Annotated in this window: 9 protein-coding genes; 8 read left to right on the top strand and 1 reads right to left on the bottom strand. The window is 54.6% G+C overall.

Translation table 11 applies throughout. The features are described 5' to 3' along the window. Positions 1-98: 98 nt before the first annotated feature. The 8 genes from A8990_RS12950 (at position 99) to A8990_RS12915 (ending at position 14,055) form a co-directional block, all read left to right on the top strand. Positions 99-986, top strand: a complete 888-nt coding sequence (locus tag A8990_RS12950; RefSeq protein ID WP_116189461.1) for a carbohydrate ABC transporter permease — start codon at positions 99-101, stop codon at positions 984-986. A gap of 75 nt (positions 987-1,061) precedes the next feature. Then, positions 1,062-1,874: a carbohydrate ABC transporter permease gene (locus A8990_RS12945; RefSeq protein ID WP_116189515.1), complete on the top strand. Its 813-nt coding sequence runs from the start codon at positions 1,062-1,064 to the stop codon at positions 1,872-1,874. 61 nt (positions 1,875-1,935) lie between these two features. Then, complete coding sequence (locus A8990_RS12940) at positions 1,936-7,587, top strand: carbohydrate binding domain-containing protein (protein ID WP_116189460.1); 5,652 nt, start codon at positions 1,936-1,938, stop codon at positions 7,585-7,587. Between the two features lie 192 nt (positions 7,588-7,779). Further along, the gene (locus A8990_RS12935) at positions 7,780-9,330 is read left to right on the top strand and encodes a spore germination protein (protein WP_245995995.1); all 1,551 of its coding nucleotides are present in this window, start codon (positions 7,780-7,782) and stop codon (positions 9,328-9,330) included. Then, positions 9,327-10,421 (top strand): GerAB/ArcD/ProY family transporter, encoded by a 1,095-nt coding sequence (locus A8990_RS12930; RefSeq protein ID WP_116189458.1) that lies wholly within the window; start codon positions 9,327-9,329, stop codon positions 10,419-10,421. The genes A8990_RS12935 and A8990_RS12930 overlap by 4 nt, the downstream gene beginning before the upstream one ends. Beyond that, a complete protein-coding gene (locus tag A8990_RS12925) occupies positions 10,418-11,572 on the top strand; it encodes a Ger(x)C family spore germination protein (protein WP_181909552.1) in 1,155 nt (384 codons plus the stop codon). The genes A8990_RS12930 and A8990_RS12925 overlap by 4 nt, the downstream gene beginning before the upstream one ends. A 147-nt stretch (positions 11,573-11,719) precedes the next feature. Further along, the gene (locus A8990_RS12920; protein WP_116189456.1) at positions 11,720-13,207 is read left to right on the top strand and encodes a serine hydrolase domain-containing protein; all 1,488 of its coding nucleotides are present in this window, start codon (positions 11,720-11,722) and stop codon (positions 13,205-13,207) included. 140 nt (positions 13,208-13,347) lie between these two features. Continuing rightward, positions 13,348-14,055 carry a DNA alkylation repair protein gene (locus tag A8990_RS12915; protein WP_116189455.1) on the top strand — a complete coding sequence of 236 codons (708 nt, stop codon included), beginning with the start codon at positions 13,348-13,350 and terminating at the stop codon, positions 14,053-14,055. A 99-nt stretch (positions 14,056-14,154) separates the two neighbouring features. Here the strand turns inward: A8990_RS12915 and A8990_RS12910 are convergent, their stop codons facing one another. Beyond that, entirely contained in the window at positions 14,155-14,697 is a 543-nt protein-coding gene (locus A8990_RS12910; protein WP_116189454.1) for a hypothetical protein, read from the bottom strand. Between the last annotated feature and the right edge of the window lie 326 nt (positions 14,698-15,023).

Genomic DNA, 15,023 nt, shown 5'->3' with positions numbered 1-15,023 from the left:
CCGCCCTTCGTATACCTGCAAACCGTTCTGCAAGCTCTGCAACCGCGGTTACAAGCTCCATAAGCACCACAAGCTCCGAGTAAAGAAGGGATATCGGTATGTTCTCCTTAAGCTACAACGTGCAGCGAATGCTCATTATCAGCTCGTTTCTATTCCTGCCGCTGCTCCTCTTGGCGGCCTTCTCTTTCTACCCGGCGCTCTATCTCGTATGGCTCTCCTTCACGTCATGGGACGGCTATAGCCCGGATAAGCCTTGGGTGGGGATGGCGAATTACAAGGAAATCTTCGAGAACCGCGAAATATTCGGCGTGCTCTCGCATAACCTCGCTTATTTTATCGGCGGCATTGTGCAGAACATCCTCGCTCTCTTCTTCGCGCTGCTGCTGAGCCGGCGGCTTAGAGGACGAAATGCTTTTCGCATCGTTCTGTTCCTGCCCTACATCTTGAACAGTGTCGCGATCGCCTATATGTTCACCTATGTGTTCGATGCGCAGAACGGCTCGCTCAATGTCCTGCTGACGGCGCTTGGGTTGGAAGGGCTGATCACGAGCTGGCTTGGCAACAAGCATGTCGTGAACATCTCGCTTGCTTTTATATCGATGTGGAAATTCATGGGCTTTAATATGGTCATTTATATCGGCGCGCTGCAGTCGATTCCAGAAGATTTATATGAAGCTTCGAAGATCGACGGGGCAAGCCGGTTCCAAGCGCTGCGCTACATTACGCTGCCTAGCATCAGGCGCATTCTTGAGCTGAGCATGCTGCTCACCGTATCGGGCGCGCTCGAAGTATTCGATTTGCCGTTTGTCATGACGAAGGGCGGACCGGCCGGCGCCAGCGAAACGTTCGTGACGAAGACGGTGCAGACCGCGTTCAATTTCAACAATTACGGCCTCGCTTCGGCAATGGGCGTCGTACTGCTGGCGATCGTCGTCGCAGTCATCACCATCCAGCGAAAAGTGATCTTGCGCGGGGAAAAGGAGTAGAGCATGAGAGTGGAACTTAGAGAAACCGCCGGCACGACGTCGCTGCGAAGACGCGCTTTTCTGTCGCCTGAAGGGATGAGGCATGCGCTGGTCTACGCGATTCTCCTGATCGGGGTATTCGTTGTCCTTTTCCCGCCATACGTCGTTCTGCTTAATGCGTTCAAGGGCAGCGAGGAATACGCGAATTCGGGCGTATTCGACTGGCCGCACAGCTTCCTGGATTGGCAGAACTTCAGCCGCGTGCTGGAGCTGTCTCACATGGGGCGCGCATTTGGCAACACCGGAATCATCATGGTTGCATCACTGGCTGGTAACGTTGCTCTCGGCACGATGACCGCATACGCGCTTGGCCGGTTTCAGTTTAAGCTTAAGCCTTACATTATGGGCGCTTATGTGGCGGCTACGCTCATTCCTTCGGTGACGACGCAGGTGGCGACCTTCTCCGTGATTCAGCATTTGCACCTGTTCAATACGCATTTTGCACCGATTCTGCTCTACTTGGGTACGGACGTGATGCAAATCTATCTGTACCTGCAGTTTATCCGTACGATTCCGTATGACCTGGACGAGAGCGCGATGATGGAAGGTGCGAGCCTGTTCTACATTTACAGAGCAATCATTTTCCCGCTGCTTGCTCCGGCTACGGCGACGGTCGTCATCTTGAAGAGCATCAGTATCTACAACGATATGTACATTCCTTATCTATACATGCCGGCGGAGAAGCTCGGTGTCGTGTCGACGACGCTCATGAAGTTCGCCGGCGTCAACAGCGCGGAATGGAATCTCATCTGCGCGGCGCTTCTCATTGTACTTATACCGACCGTCATTCTCTATCTGCTGCTGCAGCAATATATCTTCTCTGGCATCGTGAGCGGCTCGGTAAAATAGACGGTCCGACATCATCGCTATTACCTGCTTGAATTGACTTCATAGGAGGGTTATTCGAGGGATGATCGTGATTGGGCGAAGATTATTGTCGGCCGCAATGGCCGGCATGTTGGTTGTTTCGGCTCTGGCAGCCGCAGTCCTGCCGTCTGGCAGAGCACATGCGGACGAGGCGGAGGTGCCCGCAGGAAGCGGGTTTGCGCACTATATTACACGCGATAGCGACAAGCTGATGGACGGCACCGATGAGTTCCGCTTCATTTCGGCTAACGTGCCGACGCTATCCATGGTCGAGGATATTTCCTGGCGGACGCCGGATGCGTGGGAGCAAGAGGATGCGATGAAGACGCTTGTCCAGCTCGGCGGGACGGCTACTCGCCCGTATGTCTTCTCCGTGCATAAGCCGGATGATACGCCGGATATGAAGCGGGCCGTAATGGGCCCGGGGCAATTCGACGAGAATGTATTCAAGGCGTTCGATAAGCAGCTCCAGCTGGCGAACCAGTACGGCATCCGCATTATTGTGCCGTTCGTCGATCAATACGAATGGCAGGGAGGCATCGCTTCCTACGCGGCTTTCCGGGGGAAAGGCAAGGATCAGTTCTGGAGCGATTCCCAGCTGATCGGCGATTTCAAGCAGACGATCAATTATGTGCTGAACCGCGTGAACACTTATACGGGCATCCCGTACAAAGACGATCCGGCCATATTGGCATGGGAAACCGGCAATGAGCTGGTCCCGGCGTCCCATACTTGGACGCATGATATCGCCTCCTATATCAAGAGCATCGACAGCCATCATCTCGTGCTGGATGGCAAGTATGGCATCGATGACGCGTCGCTGAGCGACGATGCGATTGATCTTGTCTCCAACCACTATTATCCGGACCACTATCCGGATTACGCTCTGCAGGTCAACTTGGACAAAGCGAAAACAGCAGGCAAGAAGCCATTCATCGTCGGCGAATTCGGCTTCAAGCCGACGGATCAAGTCGGTCAGCTGCTGGACAGCGTCATCGATAACGGCACCTCCGGCGCGATGATCTGGAGCCTGCGCTATCACAACCGCGACGGCGGCTTCTACCCGCATACGGAGTCCACGTTCGGAGGCGTTTTCTACGGCGCCTATCGATGGCCGGGCTTCCCGTCGGGCAATGGCTTCGACGAGACGAACCTGCTTCAGACGCTGCGTGCGAAGGCGTTCGCGATCCGCGGCATCGATACGCCTCCGCCGATTCCGGCGCCGGATGCGCCGGAGCTGCTGCCGATCGATTCGGTATCGGCGATCGGCTGGAAAGGCTCCGTCGGCGCGTCGAGCTATGCCGTTGAGCGGGCGGAGAATGGGGCGGGTCCATGGACGAGTGTCGGCTCGCAAGTCTACGATGCTGTTCCAAGTGCAACGCAGCTCTTGAACGATACGACAGCTGTATCGGGCACTTCCTATTACTACCGGGTAAAGGCGGTTAACGGCAGCGGCGAATCCGGCTACTCGAATGTCGTCGGACCTGTCGCTGCGGCTCATGCAATCATTGATCCGATTCGCAATTACGACGGCATGTACGATTACAGCACGGATCTGGAGTTTACGTCCAAGGATGCCGCCGGGCACGGTGACGACTGGAACCGGCTGAAAGCGCTTCCTGCTTCATCGCCGCAATACGTAGCTTATGGGCTTCCGTTGGATAGCGAAGGCAATCCGGTTGCGGCAGCGCAATTGACGGCGACCGTCTATCTCGACGCAGCTGCAGCGGCCGGGACGAATTTTGCAATCGAGGCGTCGCCGGACGGCACGACCTACAGTCCACTTAACGCTTCGGCTGCCGACGAAACGAGTGGCGCGTACGTTAAACGTACTTACACGACAGGCCAGCTTCCGGACGGCACGCGCACGGTGCGCATCGTGTTCCCTGAAGCAGCTGGCGCCGGCGAGCTCGGGAACGTGCGGATCGCTTACACGACCGATGGGAGCGGGCTGACATTCCCGGATTCCATCCGCAGGCAAACCGTGTCGGACGGCGTGCTAACCGACGAATTCAACAACTTCCTGAAGATGGATAGCCATACGGCGAATCTCAGTTTCGCATCGGACAACATTAACTTTTTCGGGGGAGACGAGAAGCGGCTCAATCGGACGTCGAACACGAATGAGAGCTTTACGTACAAAGCGGACGGGGACATGAATTACTTCCAATTCATCATGTATGCGAGGCAGAATCCGAATGAATTCGTGCTGCCGGATTTCACATTCTATGCCTCGGCGGACGGCGCGAACTATACAGCGGTAACTGATTATGCGAAGAAGGCGACACCTGGCGAAGGGTATTGGGCGAAGACGGAATATACGGCGTATAAGCTTCCTTCGGGTACGCGGTATTTGAAGTTCGAGTTCCCGCTCGTGCCGGACAGCTACAAGGATCAGGCGTGGAATCCGGAAGCGAGCTCGCTGCGCATCGGCATTGGCAGCGCGAAGCTTGATCCGCCGCCGGACCTGTCGAAGTCGGCGATTATCGATGATTTCGAGAGCTACAGCGGTTCGAGCACGAATATGCGCAGCGCCTACATGATCAATACGAGCGGTTCTGCGCTGCAAATCTCGCTCAGCGGCGATGCGAAGGCTTCGGGGAACTACGGGATGAAGCTCGAGACGAATATGGAGCAAGGCTGGGGCGGCTTCGAGAAGAATGTTTCCGGCGCGAACTGGTCGGGCAGCTCAGGCATAGAGCTGTGGGTCAATCCGAACGGGGCCGATATCGGCTTGTCGATCCAATTCACGGAAGATGCGGGAACGGGCGGAGAAGTGTGGAAAGGGCAGACGCGGGTAAGCGGCAGCGAGCCGGTGCATGTTAAGCTGCCGTTCAGCTCCTTCTCGATTCCAGATTGGTGGCTGAACTCCCACCCTTCGGTCGGCAATCGGCAGCCGGATCTGAACGGTCCGGTATCCGCGGGCATCTATTTGGACGGCGCGGCTGGCGCGAAGACGATTTATCTGGATGATTTCAAGCTGTACCGCGACCCTGTCGTCGACCGCTTCGAATCCTATGGCGGTGATGACGCCAAGCTTCGGGCCGTCTACACGCCGAATGCAAGCGGGGATGCGGTGACGCTGTCGCTGAATCAATCCGAGAAGCATGACGGCGACTACGGCATGAAGCTCGAATATGAGCTGACGGATGCGAAAGGCTACGCTGGCATCACGAAGAACATGCAAGGCGTCGATTGGTCCGGCAGCAGCGGCATTTCCCTCTGGGTGAAGCCCGACGGTGCAAACCGGGGGCTGACGGTTCAAGTTCGCGAAGCTAGCGGCGAATATTGGGAAGCGAAGGCGAAGCTGTCCGGCACGGACGGAACGGAGCTTCAGATTCCGTTCCACACGTTCCGCATGCCGGGCTGGTCTGCGCTCGATAACGGCAAGCTGGATGTTAACGCGATATCGGAATTCTCGATCTATCTGGACAAAGGCGATAGTCCGGCTGGAAGCGGCTCTATTCTCTTCGACTCGATAACAGCGGCGCCAATCGGGACCATAGACAATTTCGAGTTTTATCAAGGCAACAGCGATGCTGCATTCGCTGCTTATATAGCCAATGCTAGCGGCGATTCGGCTGTCGTATCGCTCAGTTCCGAGCAGAAGTCGGAAGGGCGCTATGGCATGAAGCTATCCTATGCGCTGACGGAGGGCAAAGGCTACGCCGGCGTAACGAGGCAGCTCGGACGGATGAACTGGTCCGCAGCTGGCAATGCGCTGCAGCTGCAGCTGGTGCCGGACGGCTCGGGCAGATTGTTCACCGTGCAGTTCAAGGAAGCGGACGGCGATACATGGGAGTCGCGGCTTGACTTGACCGGTACAACAGCGAAGCAAGAGACGCTGCCATTCTCCGGCTTCGGCAGATCGATCTGGTCTACCGGCGATGGCGTCATGGATCTCACGGCAGTCGCCGAATATTCGCTATACATCAATACAGGCAGCGCTGAGCCAGGGAATGGCGCGGTAGTTGTCGATGATGTGAAGCTGGCAACCGTGCCCGTGCTCGACAGCTACGACTACTATGACGAGGGCACGGAGCTGATAGCAAGCCGTTCGTATTCGAGCAATCCGTGGGGCGGCACAGTCACGTTGTATCCGAACGCGGAGCATAAGCTCGCCGGCAAATACGGGCTGAAGTACACGTATGAGCTGCCGGATGCCTCACGAAATTTCGCGGGCATTACGAAGACGCTTGGCAGCATGAGCTGGTCGGAGTATGACGGCTTGAAGCTGTGGCTGATTCCTGACGGGTCCGGCCGCAAGCTGACCATTCAATTCAAGGAGCCGGATGGCGAAACATGGGAGTCGTATGTGCCATTGAACGGCACGGCTCCGGTGAAGCTGGCGCTGCCGCTGAGCGGATTCGTTCACGCACCGTGGAATAATACAGGCAACGGCACGCTTGATCTGGGCTCAATAAGCGAATTCTCATTCTATGTGAATCAGGGCGACGGACAGCTGGGAACGGGAGTGCTTTATTTCGACGAGGTGGGCCTGTATAAAGGCGATGCTTACCCAGGCGACGACGGTGACGATAACGGAAGTGGCGGTAATGGCGGAAACGGCGGAAACGGCCAACCGCAGCAAAATGCGCCACTCCTCATCTCGGGCGATAACCTCGCCGTAAGCGGCAACACGGCTGTCATCCAACCGGATTCCGGCCAAGAGGTCCGGATCGCGGATGGAGTGGCTAATCGGCTTGACGGTCATCAGCTTAAAGTAACTGTCGGCGGCGCGGCGCTCCTGCTCTCCCCGCAATGGCTGAAGCTGGCGGATGCGCAGTCTCCGTCACAATCGCAGCTCTCGCTGAAGCTGACTACGCAATCGTCGGCGGATGTGAAGCTCCCTGGGAATGGCCGTGAACATTGGCAAACTGCCGGAGATGTTGTAAGGCTCGACCTTCCTGAGCTGAAGGAAAGCGGATCCCCATTTGATAGAATGCGTAACGATCATGCCAAGCTTGAGCTGGCATATGACCGCAATGCTGATAGCAGCCAGCTCGGAATCTACCGCTATGACGAGAAGTCCGGCAGCTGGGTCTATGTTGGCGGCCGCGTTGATGCCGAGGCTGGCGTCATCACAGCAAGCATCGATCAGCCTGGTGAATATGCGGTTCTGGCCTTCAGCAAAACCTATAATGATGTGCCTGAACAGCATTGGGCTTATACGAGCATCTCGCAGCTGACATCTCGTCATGCATTGGAAGGCGTGTCGGAGACGGATTTTGCCCCGGGTGCGACGGTCACGAGAGCCCAGTTTATCGCGATGCTCATTCGTTCGCTTGGCAGCAGCGGCACCAATGCTTCGCAGGCGGCGCAAGACAAATGGTACGCACCGATCATGGAAGAGGCGGTCAAAGCCGGACTCGTGCAAGGACACGGAGACGGCAAGTATGCGCCGGAAGCACAGATTAGCCGTCAAGAAATGGCGGTTCTGCTGATGCGTTTCCGCGGTCTTCTCTCCGGCATGGACAGTGCTCAAGCTGACAACGGCGGACTCAGCAAATCAGCGTTCACAGACGATTCAGCGATTGCAAAATGGGCATTAGGCGCGGTGCACGAAGCTGCGGCTGACGGCATTTTGCAAGGTAACAATAACGAGTTCCGTCCTGCTGCGACAGCTACGCGCGCAGAAGCGGCCGCAGCTATTATTCGGCTGCTGAATCGGATGGAATTTGAATTCCATAGATGAGACGAAGAACCCGAAGCATGCGCTTCGGGTTCTTTCTGTGGATTTAGACCGGTGCGCTCAGGTGAATTTCTCGAATTTGCAACGGTTGGCGGGCTGCGAGGACAGGCGGGGCATCCCTCATATGCATAATTTATCCATGCCGATGCAGACTAAATGAAGCGCAGTCTATTTTCGGGAGAGGTGGAAACGGCAGTGGGATTCTTTCGCAGCATTCTGAGAGGAAAGCCCCGGCGGCATAAGCCGTCATCTTCGCCTCCGCCTGTCCTAAGCCCGGCTTCCGGGCAAGGTCCAATAAGCAAGGATTTGGAGAGTAACATCCAACAGCTGCAAGCGAGGCTCAGCCAGTCGCCGGATTTAGTTACGCGCCGGTTTCCGATCAAATCAACAGGTGAGCGGGCTGCCCTTATCTATCTGGATAGCTTGAGCGACAAGGTTGCCGTCAACCACGATGTGCTGCGCCCGCTTATGCACGAAACTTCTGCGGATCCCCAAATCGAGAACTTGGTCACGGTAGGCCGCATTAAATCCGAAACTGGTCTCGGCCAAATCGTGAAGGACATTCTGCAAGGAGCAAGCGCCCTGTTCATTGCGAATAAAGGCGCTGCTTACATCATCGATACGCATGGATGGCCGCAGCGGGCGATCGAAGATCCGCAGCTGGAGGCATCGCTTAAAGGCGCTCATCAAGGGTTCGTAGAGACGAGCAGCCAAAATATCGCGCTCATAAGAAGATACATCCCGGACCGGGAGTTGAAAATGATTGAATTAGAGGTCGGCGCACGGGGATTAACCACGGTCAGCATCTTATATCTGGCAGATGTAGCTAAGCCGGAGGTGCTGCAGGAGCTGGTCGACCGAATTAAGCAAATTGATATCGATGCTCTGTTATCTTCGGGCGAGCTGGAGGAGTACATCGAGGATAATCCATACTCGCCGTTCCCTCAATTCTCGACGACGGAACGGCCGGATTCCGTCGCTTCGCAAATTTTGCAGGGTCGGCTGGCCATTGTGGTCGACAAGTCGCCGGGAGTGCTGATCGGGCCGGCCAATTTCGCGATGTTCTTTCAGAGCATTGACGATTACAGCATAAGATGGCAGGTGTCGTCGTTTATTCGGCTGCTTCGGTTCGGGGCCTTCTTCCTCACGATCTTCTTGCCTTCATTCTACATTGCGGTCATTTCGTACAATTTCGAAGTCATTCCGCTCAAGCTGCTCCTTTCGGTAGGCGAATCCAGACAAGGCGTTCCGTTTCCGCCCATCGTTGAAGCGCTGATCATGGAGCTGACGCTCGAAATGTTGAAGGAAGCCGGAATCCGGCTTCCGGCGCCAATCGGGCAAACCGTGGGCATCGTCGGTGCCATCGTCATCGGACAAGCGACCGTTCAGGCAGGAGTAGTGAGCAATATCATGGTTATTGTCGTGTCGCTGACCGCGCTGTCCTCGTTTATCATCCCGAACAATGATATGTCAGCGGCGATCCGGTTAATTCGTTTTCCTATGATGCTCGCCGCATTCGTGTACGGTCTGCTCGGGGTCGGTATCGGAATGCTCATCGTGCTGGGGCACTTGATCTCGCTTGAATCGCTCGGCACGCCGTACTTCTCTCCATTCGGTCCGCTGCGGTTCGCGGATTTGAAGGATTCCATCATCCGGCTGCCGATGTGGAAAATGGTAAAGCGGCCGTTAAGCTCTGGAGCGGTTCAGCAGCGCAAGCATGGTTCGAATCGGGGGGGGAATCGTTGAAGAAGTACGCATTAAATGATATTACCTTTTTTCAATACATCTTTATGATCCACGGCTCGCAGCTCGGATTCGGATTGCTGTCGCTTCCCGCGGATTTAGCGAAGAGTGCCGGGACGGATGGCTGGATCTCCCTTCTGTTCGGGTGGCTGCTGGCCATTCTGGGCAGCTTGATCACCTTGCAAGTCATGAAGAAGCACCCCGATCTGACCGTATATGATCTGCTCCCCCGTTACTTCGGCAGGGTGCTTGGCGCCGTCATGAATGTTTGTCTGATCGGTTATTTCTTGCTCGGTTTCTTTATTGCGTTTAGTGCGCTGATTGGTTTTTTCAAAGTCGAGCTGCTCTCGAATACGCCGAACTTCTTGATGGTACTGCTGTTTTTGCTGCCAACGTATAATCTTGCCCGCAATCAGGTCCGTATTCTCGGAAGATACGCGGAGATTAGCTTTTGGGGATTTCTATGGTTATCGCTTGTTTACTTATATCCATTGAAGGACTCCCACTGGATTCATATGCTGCCGATACTCAAGGAGGGCTGGGGGCCTGTGCTGCATGGAATCAAGACAACGGGAATCGCGTTTCTCGGATTCGAGATCAGCCTCGTGCTGTACCCCTTCCTCAAGCATAAAGAGAAAGCAGCTGCAGGCATCATTATCGGGAATAGCATCACGCTGGTTATGTACATGATCGTAACCGTCGTTAGTTTTTTATTTTTTTCGCCGGACGACCTGCTATCCTATGAATTTCCGACGCTCAAAGTTTTGAAGGTTATGGAATTCCGCTTTCTGGAGCGCGTCGAGATCGTCGTTCTCGTGGCGTATGTCTTTCTGTCGATTCGAGTATGGACGCATTACTTGTTCGCTGCGACCTTCGGCATCAGCAGGCTGCTGGGGAAACAGGACCATAAGCTGTTCGTCAAGCTCGTCTCCATCGGAACGCTCCTGACCTATATCTTCTATAAACCTTCGTTCCATGAGATGGGTAACATGCTGGGAATGTTCGGTCATTTGGGTTGGGTAACAGCGTTTGTATTCCCATGCTTCTTACTGGCTTATACAAGTATCATCAGGCGCAAGGAGGGGGGAAGATGAACCGATTCTGCCAAGCGGTTCTTGTTATTCTAATCGCGCTTGGGATGGCGCTGCTTCCCGGCTGCTATGATCAAATGAATTTGGAGGACGCCTCCATCGCGCTCATGCTGGGACTGGACGTGGACAATAACGGTCAGTTCTTGGTTTATACGCAAAGCCCTGTCTTCTCCAGAGAGGCAAAGGAGAAGACGGAGACCGTCATGGTAACCGCGGATTCAATACGGCTGTCGCGGGCCAAATTCGATGCCGTCTTTACCGGCATTACGACCGGCGGAAAGCTCCAGACGATTCTGATCGGCAAACGATTGCTGCAGAAGAAAGAATGGTTCACCTTATTCGACATGTTTTACCGCGTTCCGAAGCTGACCGAGACGCCGCGTGCCGTCGTCGTGGACGGCTCCGTAAAGGACATCTTCGAATTCAAGCCCGGGGACAAGCCGCGGCTCTCCTTGCATATGAGCAAACTCATCGATACGGCAAATATGTCGGATATTACGGTCTTAACGAATTTGCAGGAGCTGCGGCGCCAGATGAAAGAAAAGGGCATGACCCCGTCCTTATCGCTCATTAAGAAAGGAAAGGATGATGTCTTAGTTACGGGGACAGCGCTCATAAACAAGAAGAATACGTTCGCTGGCCAGCTTTCGCTGCAGGAAAGTACGCTTCTCCTGATTCTGCAGAATCAAATTAATGGCGTACCTTCATTGGTTCTGGATTTCGGTCCTGCTAAGGAAGAGGAAGACGGCGGGAATGAAACCGAAGCGACGGTCAAAAACGTCATTGCAATCGATATTACCTCGTACAAACGAAAAGTGCATACCGGCTTTTCAAACGGGAAGTTTTCTTTCCATGTCGATCTCCATTTCAACATTGTGATTACCACGCTCCAGAGAATGGATTCGATGTCTAAGAGAGAGGACAAACCTGCAATCGAGAGGATGATCACTTCTGCTCTGACGAAGGATATCGATGCGCTTATAAGCAAATGCCAGCGTGCATCTGTCGATCCGTTCGGCTTCGGACTGTATGCGAGGGCTTATCAATACAAGAGCTGGAAATCCGTCCAGAATGAGTGGGATAAGGCGTTCGCTGAAGCGGAGGTCGGCGTGCACGTGAAGACGAGTATCAAGAGCTTCGGCGTCTTAGAATGACGGCGAGGCGAAGCATCTGATGCAAGTGGGACATGGGTGATGGGAAGAATCCTCATGTCTTTTTCATATTCGGCGGCTGCTTGCGAATTTTTGCATGGAATTTCCTGTAAATAGAATGCTAGAATAGTCTTGTTGGTCATCTCATCTATGTTTAATCGAAAACATTTGGAGGCGATTCTCATTACACGTACTGAACTGCGTTTGCCGCGAACAACACCGGAAGCGGTTGGTATCCGCTCCACTGCAATTGCTGCACTGCTTGATGCTTGGAAGGAATCGGGACTTGAGCTTCACAGCATGATGATCCTGCGACATGGTCAAGTGGCGGCGGAGGGCTGGTGGGCACCTTACGCGCCAGAGCTGTCTCATATGTTGTTCTCTCTTAGCAAAAGCTTCACGTCTTCCGCGATCGGCCTTGCCGCAGCCGAAGGTTTGCTGTCCCTGGATGATGCCGTCATCTCGTTCTTCCCGGAAGTGGCGCCAGAGGAGCCATCCGCTAATCTCAGCGCGATGCGGGTTCGCCATCTGCTCATGATGGGCACAGGACATGAAGAGGATACGATGGGCCCACTCTCTTCCGCAGAGGACGGCGATTGGGTTCGAGCGTTTCTGCAAGTACCGGTGGGACGCGAGCCGGGGACGCATTTTGTCTATAACAGCGGAGCAACTTACATGCTTTCGGCCATCTTGCAGAAGGTGAGCGGCGTCAAGCTTCTCGACTACTTGCGGCCGCGACTGCTCGATCCGCTCGGCATTACAGAAGGGACATGGGAATCGTGTCCGCGCGGCATCCATACTGGCGGTTGGGGCTTGATGCTGACGACAGAGTCGATCGCCAAGTTCGGACAGCTATACCTGCAGCGTGGCGTTTGGGAGGGTAAGCGTATCCTCTCGGAAGAATGGGTGAACGAAGCGACCTCGAAGCAGATTCACAATGGCGATGATGAAGCGAACGACTGGACACAAGGCTACGGCTACCAATTCTGGCGCTGCCGGAACGGTGCATATCGGGGCGACGGTGCTTTTGGCCAGTTCTGTATCGTCTTGCCGGAGAAGGATACGGTCATCGCGCTGACGAGCGGGACGAACGATATGCAAGGTGTGCTGAATGGCATTTGGACGCATTTGCTGCCTGCATTAACGGAGGATGTTACGGCTGATCCAGCTGCGCATGAGGCATTGTCGGACAAGCTGGGGTCACTTACTCTCGAGCCTCCAGTGTTGGATGCGGCATCTCCATTAGAATCTGAAGTGAGCGGGAGTCGCTACGTACTAGACGAAAATCAATTCCAATGGACTGCGCTATCCGTACAGTTTGAATCACAAGAAGCAGTCGTTACACTTGAGAACTGCGAAGGCGAGTTCGTCCTCCGCTGCGGACGCGGCGAATGGGCGGAAGGCCGCGGCGTTCTGCTGCAAGGCGCTCCGTTCCAACGGGGCGCGAACCATCGCATGGCGTCCAGCTTCACTTGGCGCGATTCGGAGACGCTCTCGATTACGTTACGATATATCGAGACTCCGTTCTACGTGACGTCAGAGCTGAAGTTTAACGGGGATGAGCTTACTGCCCAGCAGCAAGTGAACGTAGCTTTCTTCTCGCCGGAGCTGCCATCGCTCCACGGCCGTAGATCCTAATAAGATGCCCTTTATCGTCTAGCTTCGGCCTGACGGTGGAGGGCTTTTCTGTGCCTTTCTGCGTTTTAGCTCGTTTGAACGCTTAAGGTGAGACATGCTATAGTTGGAGAAAATGAGACATGCGGGGCGGGTGAGCGAAAATAACGTACGAAGAAGTGATGCAGCAGCTGGCTGAAATGGGCTCGGAACAGACGAAGAAGACGCTCGTGAACCACGGCGCTCGGGAACCATTTTACGGGGTAAAGGTTGGAGATTTGAAGAAGCTGGTGAAGCCAGTCAAGAAGGATCAGGAGCTGGCGCTCTCGCTATACGAATCTGGGGTCAGCGACGCGATGTATCTCGCCGGACTTACGGTCGATCCGAAGACGATAACGCGTGAGCAGCTTCAAAGCTGGGTGCGCGGAGCGTACTGGTACTTGCTGTCTGAGTATACGGTTGCGAGCATGGCTGCGGAGAGTCCTTATGCCCGCGAACTGGCGATGGAGTGGATTCGTTCACCGGAGGAGATGATCGCGGCTTGCGGCTGGAGCACGTACGCCAATTATCTGTCGATTACGCCGGATGAGCAGCTCGGCATCGATGAAATTCGCAGCCTGCTTCACGAGGTGCGAGATCGCATCCATGAGGAACAGAACCGCGTCCGCTATACGATGAACGGGTTTCTGATCTCGGCAGCGGCGTACGTGAAGGAGCTGCACGAGGAAGCAATTGCGATCGCGGAGGCGGTCGGCAAAGTGCATGTTAACGTTGGCAATACGGCCTGCAAAGTGCCGCTTGCCACTGCATATATTTCGAAGATGGCCGGAATGGGCAAAATAGGCATGAAACGCAAAACGTGCATTTGCTAGCGGAGATGGACATGAAGAAGCAGCAGCACGGTGGTCTGGAGCTGCTGCTGAAAGAGGGATCCGCGAGCATCGCGAGTTTAGCACCGCATGTTCCTCTTGTTAAATATCGTGATTGATCGCGATGATTCCAATCACTTGGTTCTCGTCGGCGCTCCCGCCGAACCAAATATCGCCGTTGCCGACCATGACGCCTTGATAATTGACGAATAGCTTGTCGACCGACTGGTTCGCGATTGCTTTTTTGACACCTTCGGTTATGATCTCGTCGTAATGTTCCACGAAATCATGGCGTGTCTGGATAAGCTCGCTGCCGTCCTTGCTGTTCACTCTCAGCGGATACAGAATATTGTTCGCCACTTCAGCTTGATCGCCATCCGCGATAGCCTTCTGGACCTTGTTGAACACAGCTACCATATCGTTCGGGTTCCGAATGCCCGCCACTTCAAAAGGATTCGTACCCGACTCGATCCGATCCGAGACGGTCGTCGGTTCCGCCGATCTGAGCGGCGCAGCCGTATTCGCGTCGTTATGGGCGGAGCTGCAGCCTGCTGCGATGACGAGCGTTGAAGCGATTATAAGAACGGCTGCGAAGAGCCGGAACCAGACATGCATACGATTTCCAACATTGTTGTTCATTTCCATACACCCTTTCCTCCTTATGCTTTCACTTATTGGACGAAAGGATACAGCGGAATGTTACGAGGCCGCCACTAGAAAATAGTGGTGGCTTTTTGAGCTTTTCGTCAACTCGCTCACTTGCTCATTCGATTGCCTGCTCGCTGTCTACTCACTTGCCTCCCCGTTTTCACGCTAAGGAACCCCAATAACACTATTTGGCCAAAACCGCTCGTTTCAAAACTCTAAGGAACCTCAGGCACGCTATTGCGATCAAATGAGCCTATTTTGGCTGGGAGCTAAGGGAGAGTGAAGGCGCACCTACCCAACTAAACAAAAGAGCAGTGACCCCA

This window comes from Paenibacillus taihuensis, from assembly GCF_003386535.1.
Taxonomy (GTDB): Bacteria; Bacillota; Bacilli; order Paenibacillales; family Paenibacillaceae; genus Paenibacillus_Z; species Paenibacillus_Z taihuensis.
The sequence above is the reverse complement of the archived record's forward strand: the minus strand, read 5'-3'. Positions and strand labels throughout refer to the sequence as shown.